Below are 5,599 nucleotides of genomic sequence, written 5' to 3'. Positions count from 1 at the left end.
CCGCCGCGCCCCGCCCCGCCCTTCGCGGACGGTCGCCGAGGCGCGACCGCCCGTCCAGGATGCGACACGGCGGTGGCCAAGAATGGGCAAATAGCGGACAGAGCGCAGCCGGACGATTACGCTGCGAGATTGTGACCGATCTGCGTACGCCGCCGGTCAGCGACGGCGATCTCTTCTCAGAACGCGCCCGCCAGTACGCCCAAGAGAAGCCCCTGCAGCGGATCCACATCCTGGAGGCCGGCTGCGGCTGGGGCGGGGGGCTGGACCTCGGCGACCGCGAGTGCCAGGTCACGGGCGTCGACCTGGAGTCCCCGGAGCTGCGCGCCCACACCTGCGAGCGCACCGACCTCGACACCTGGCACCTGGGCGACCTGCGCACGGTGCCGATGCCGCCGCGCGCCTACGACGTGGTGCACGCCTCCTACCTCGTCGAGCGGGTCCCGAACGCCGAGCTCGTCCTCGACCGGTTCGTCGCCGCGCTGAAACCCGGCGGCCTGCTGCTCGTCCACCTGCGCGACCGCAACACCGCGTACGGCTTCCTCGACCGCCACCTCCCCCGGTGGATACGCGCCTCCGGGCGCCGCCGCCGCGCCCGCCCCGGACGCGCCCCGCGCGGCGCCCACGCCCGTGTCGCGTACGCGGCGGCCGGCCCCGCGGCCGAGGCGGGCAGTGGTCCCGTCCCGCCCGGGGCCGCCTCCGTGAGCCCATCGTCCGCCGCCCCGCAGCCGCCGTCCCACCCGCAGGCCCAGGCGGATCCGTCCCAGCCCGCGCCCGCGCCGATGCCGGCGGGCCGGCGCGGGCGCCGGGCCGGGGACGACGCCGAGCCGCGCGCGGGGCGGGCCAGAGCCGCCCAGCCGCCGCCCGCCCTCTACGACCGGGTGGCCTCCCGGCAGGGCATGCAGTGGTACTGCGTCATGCGCGGTCTCGTGGTCGCCGAGGAGTACACCTCGCGGCAGGCCATCGACGCGCTCGGGGCCGGAACCGGCCTCGCCGACGCCCTCTGCCGGCTGGTCTCCGCGATCAGCCGGGGACGCCTCACCGCAGACCACAGCGAGGTCACGTTCGTCATCCGCAAGCCCGAGAACCGGTTCGCCAGGGTCATCTGACCGGGTCGCACCGGGGGCCGGGATGCGCCGACCCGCCTGGTCACAGTATTTTCTGGGGCAACCCCGGCTGACCGGCGTTCGCGCGCAGTGCCAGCTGAGCGGAGAGCGGCGGCCAGTGCCCGGACCGGGGACGTGGGGGCGCCGTCCCCCACCCGACACTGACCTGGATCGCCCCGGCCGCGCGCCGGGCGGGATCGGAGACCGCGGTGACCGCCGAAGCCGGCCTTCCCGACACGCTGCGCGACCTGCCCGTCTGGACCCCGGACGCGGTGGAGCTCGCCGACCTGGAGCTGCTCCTGGCCGGTGTGTACCGGCCGCTGACCGGGTTCCTCGGCTCGTTCGACGCCGCGATGGTGATCGCCGGCGGGCGGCTCTCCGACGGCACCCCATGGCCCGTCCCGGTGACGCTCGCGGTCCCCAAGGAGCTGACCGCGCACGAGCGGATCGTCCTGCAGGATCCGGAGGGCGTGCCGCTCGCCGTGCTGCGGGTCGCGGAGGTCTGGCAGGACCCGACGACCCAGGGATGGCGGCTCGCCGGCCCGCTGGACGCCCTCCGCTCCCCCGCGCACGGACCGTTCCACCGGCTGCGCCGCCGTCCCGAGGAGATCCCGCCGTCCGACGGGCCCGTCCTCGCGGTCGCCACCCGCGAGCCCCTGCACCGCAAGCAGCTCGGTCAGCTCCGGCAGGTCGCCGAGCGGCTCGGCGCCCGGGTCCTGGTGCTGCCGATGCTGAGCGGCGAGCACGACGAGTCCCTGGTGCGGGCGCTGCTGGCCGTGCGCAGGGAGCTGCCCGAGGGCGCGCGGATCGTCCCCGTGCCGCTGCCCGCCCGCGACGACCCGGATCGGGACGTGCTGCTGCACGCCCACATCGCCGCCGCCTACGGCGCCACCCACCTGCTCGCCGAGCGGGAGACGGAGGGCACCGCGATCCCCCCCGTCGTCCCCGAGCCGTGGGCGTACGACGCCGACGTGGAGGTGTGGCGCCCGGTCGCGCGCATCGAGCCCGACCACGTCCAGGCCGAGCTGACCCCCGAGCGGCTCGGCGAGCTGCTGGACGCCGGCGAGCCCGTGCCCGACTGGTTCACCCCGCCCGCCGTCGCCGCCGAGCTGGCGCTGGCGCGGCCGCCGAAGCGCTCGCGCGGCATCACGGTGTTCTTCACCGGGCTGTCGGGGTCGGGCAAGTCCACGGTCGCGCGCGGCCTGGCCGACGCGCTGGTGGAGCGCGGCGGCCGGACGGTGACGCTGCTGGACGGCGACGTGGTGCGGCGGACCCTGTCGGCCGGGCTGACGTTCTCCCGCGCCGACCGCGACCTGAACATCCGCCGGATCGGCTTCGTCGCCGCCGAGATCACCCGGCACGGCGGCGTGGCCATCTGCGCGCCGATCGCGCCGTACGCGGCGACGCGCGCGGAGGTGCGGCGCATGGTGTCGGTCTCGGGCGACTTCGTCCTGGTGCACGTCGCGACGCCGCTGGAGGAGTGCGAGCGCCGCGACCGCAAGGGCCTGTACGCCAAGGCCCGCGCGGGGCTGATCCCCGAGTTCACGGGCATCTCCGACCCGTACGAGGAGCCGGACGACGCCGACCTGAGGCTGGACACGTCCCGGATGCCGCCGGAGGACGCGGTCGCCGCCGTCCTGGACCTGCTCGTGGAGGGCGGCTGGGTCCGACCGGAATAACCCCGAACTGCCCCTTCCTACCCGTTTGCCCCTACCGCCCGGGTTACCCCATCCGTGTGCCGTCCTTTAGGCTGTACGGAAGTTTTCCGACATAGCTGGTAGGTCATGGCGATGGACTTCGATTGGACGATGGCGCTCGGCTCCTTCCTGGTCGCCATCGTCGTCGGGCTGACCGGCATGGGCGGCGGCGCGCTGATGACGCCGATGCTCGTGACGTTCTTCGGCGTCAGCCCGCTCGCGGCCGTCTCCAGCGACCTGGTGGCCGCCGCGGTGATGAAGCCCGTGGGCAGCGCCGTCCACTACCGGCAGGGCACGATCAACATGCGGCTGGTGGGCTGGCTCTGCCTCGGCTCGGTGCCCGCCGCGTTCTCCGGGGTCCTGCTCGCCCGCGCGCTCGGCCACGGCGCCCGGGTCGAGGACGTGATCAGCAAGGCGATGGGCGTGGCGCTGCTCATCGCGGCCGCCGGGCTGGTCGTGCGCGGCTGGCTCTCCTACCGGGGCCGCTCCGGGACGGCGGGCGGTGGCACCGGGAAGGGGGGCGCGGCGGACGGCGGGACGCCCGAGATCCGGATCCGCCCGGTGCCGACCGTCCTGGTCGGGCTGGTGGGCGGCCTGGTGGTCGGCATCACCTCGGTGGGCTCCGGCTCGCTGATCATCGTCGCGCTGCTGGCCCTGTACCCGGCGCTCAAGGCGAACCAGCTGGTCGGCACCGACCTGCTCCAGGCGGTGCCGCTGGTGTTCGCGGCCGCGCTGGGCCACCTGCTGTTCGGCGACTTCCGGATGGAGGTGACCGCGGCGCTGCTGGTCGGCTCCGTCCCGGGCGTCTACCTCGGCTCGAAGGTCTCCTCGCGGGCGCCGGGCGGGCTGATCCGCCGCGTGCTGGCGCTGGTGCTGGTCGCGTCGGCGCTGAAGATGTTCGGGGTGGGCGCGGTGCCGCTGGCGTGGATCCTGGTGGTCCTCGCGTCCGCGACCGTGGCCGTCTGGCTCGTCCTGCGCAGCCGGGAGGCCCGGCCCGAGCCACGTCCCGCCGCCGTTCGGGAGGACGTGTCAGCCGACCAGCTCGTCCCGTGACCGGGGCGCGGCGGGCTCCTGTCTCTCCTCCTCGGCGGACGGGTCGGTCCTGCGCAGCGTCCGCCACAGCATCGCCGCCGAGACCAGCCCGCCCGCGCCCAGGCAGTACGGGGCGATGGACGCGTGGCCGGGGTCGGCGACCAGCAGGCCCAGCAGGACGAGCAGCCCGACCGCGCTCTCCACGCCGCGCACGGTGAACACCGACCTGGACATCTTGCGGGCCGTCGCCAGGCTGGCCAAGGGCAGCGTGCAGGCGAAGCAGACCGCGTAGACGCCCCAGCCGACGAGCGCGACCCGGTCCACCTTGAAGGACCCTCCGGTCACCAGCGGGCCGAGCCAGTCGACCAGCAGGATGCCCGACAGGCTCATCACCAGCGCGATGGCGGACAGCACCACGCAGACGCGCACCGCCCGGCGGGCGGGCATGGGCCGCCCGGAGCGCTCGGCCTGGGCGAAGTCGCCGAGCAGGAACCCGCCCGCGCCGTTGACGAACGTCAGCGCGGGCGCCAGCAGCAGCCGCGCGGCCTCGATCCCGGCGAGGGCGGCGGTGGAGGCGAACGCGGCGATCATGACGCGGGCGAGCAGCAGCGCGCCGGGCCGCAGCCCCGCCTGCACCGACCGCCACGCGGCGAACCCGGCGATCTCCCGGAACGCCGTGCCGCGCAGCGGGGCCGGGGCGTACTCGGGGGCGGGCAGCCGGAGCCGGGCGAGCACGATCGAGACCAGGCAGCCCGCGCACATCGCGGCGAGCATCAGCTCCACCGTGGCGTCCGCGCCGAGGGCCAGCACGCCGCCGAGCGTCCCGAGCGTCACCACCAGGTACGAGGTGTCGTTGAGGGCCAGCCGCCAGAACTCCATCCGGGCGGTGAAGATCCGCCGCCCGGTCTCGTTCAGCAGCCAGAGCGCCACCAGCAGCGCGAACAGCCCGATCCCGGCCGCGCCCGCGAGGCCCATCACCGCGGAGACGGCCGCGCCCGCCGCCGCGCCCCCGCCGACCGTGATGCCCACCGACAGCAGCAGCGCGCCGCGGATCCGCGGGTCGAACCGGTCGAACACGGTGAGGCTGTCGCCCACCCAGCTCGTCTGCACCGCCGTGATCATGATGAGGACGGAGACGAACAGCGCGTAGGCGCCGTACCCGGAGGGGCCGACCGTCCGGGCGCACAGCGCCTGCACGACCAGGCTTCCGCCCGCCGTGACGAACTGGACGGTGACCGCGCCGCCCGCCGATGCCAGCAGCCGGCCCGCCTTCCCGGCGAGCCCGCCGGCCTTGCCCATGCCGCTCCCTGAAGCGGCCTGGGTCACCTGTCCACGTCGTAGTGCATCAGGGACGAATCGCCTTTTCCCTTGCCCGACCCGCTGCCCGTCTCCGGGGTGCCGGAGGCGGGCTTGCCGGAGGACGGCTTGCCGGACGCGGAACCCTTGCCGCCGAGCAGCGACGCCGGGTCCTCGGCGGTGCGGGTGGGGTCGCCGCCGCCGTCCGCCCACGGGTCGGCGGGCGGCGCCGGGCCGGACGGGGGCGCCGCCGGGCCCTTCTCAGGCTCGGGCGGGGGCGCCTCGCCGCGCGGGGGCTTGCCGCGCGTGCCCTTGCCGCGCGGCGCCTTGGCCGGAGTGGACGAGCCGTTGCCGCCGCTCCGCGATCCCCGGGAGCCCGGCCCGGTGCCGGACGGGGCCCCGGAGCCGGACGCGCCCGACCCGTTCACCCGGGGCCTGCCGCGGTCCCAGTCGACGGGCGGCGCCGGGGAG

General features: G+C 75.7%; 4 protein-coding genes and 1 pseudogene. 3 read left to right on the top strand and 2 right to left on the bottom strand.

Annotated features, from left to right (window positions below; genetic code table 11):
- Nucleotides 1-131 precede the first annotated feature (131 nt).
- The 3 genes from E1298_RS50950 to E1298_RS43495 all read left to right on the top strand — a co-directional run bounded on the left by E1298_RS50950 (nt 132) and on the right by E1298_RS43495 (nt 3,853).
- Nucleotides 132-1,106, top strand: a complete 975-nt coding sequence (locus E1298_RS50950; RefSeq protein ID WP_243726203.1) for a class I SAM-dependent methyltransferase — start codon at nt 132-134, stop codon at nt 1,104-1,106.
- A gap of 206 nt (nt 1,107-1,312) precedes the next feature.
- Nucleotides 1,313-2,782, top strand: a complete 1,470-nt coding sequence (gene cysC / locus E1298_RS43500; protein ID WP_131903237.1) for an adenylyl-sulfate kinase — start codon at nt 1,313-1,315, stop codon at nt 2,780-2,782.
- A gap of 111 nt (nt 2,783-2,893) precedes the next feature.
- The gene (locus tag E1298_RS43495; protein ID WP_165975947.1) at nt 2,894-3,853 is read left to right on the top strand and encodes a sulfite exporter TauE/SafE family protein; all 960 of its coding nucleotides are present in this window, start codon (nt 2,894-2,896) and stop codon (nt 3,851-3,853) included.
- Here the strand turns inward: E1298_RS43495 and E1298_RS43490 are convergent.
- Nucleotides 3,830-5,131 carry a polysaccharide biosynthesis protein gene (locus E1298_RS43490; RefSeq protein ID WP_131903236.1) on the bottom strand — a complete coding sequence of 434 codons (1,302 nt, stop codon included), beginning with the start codon at nt 5,129-5,131 and terminating at the stop codon, nt 3,830-3,832. The two genes, E1298_RS43495 and E1298_RS43490, sit on opposite strands and share 24 nt — an antisense overlap.
- A 23-nt stretch (nt 5,132-5,154) precedes the next feature.
- Nucleotides 5,155-5,599, bottom strand: a pseudogene (locus E1298_RS48960) (hypothetical protein); the annotation flags it as partial.

The organism is Actinomadura rubrisoli, from assembly GCF_004349215.1.
Lineage (GTDB): Bacteria > Actinomycetota > Actinomycetes > Streptosporangiales > Streptosporangiaceae > Spirillospora > Spirillospora rubrisoli.
The sequence above is the reverse complement of the archived record's forward strand: the minus strand, read 5'-3'. Positions and strand labels throughout refer to the sequence as shown.

Excerpts from the sequence above, each read along its gene's own strand:
- E1298_RS43495 (WP_165975947.1), top strand. The coding sequence starts at position 2,894 with ATGGACTTCGATTGGACGATGGCGCTCGGCTCCTTCCTGGTCGCCATC.
- E1298_RS43490 (WP_131903236.1), bottom strand. The coding sequence starts at position 5,131 with ATGGGCAAGGCCGGCGGGCTCGCCGGGAAGGCGGGCCGGCTGCTGGCA.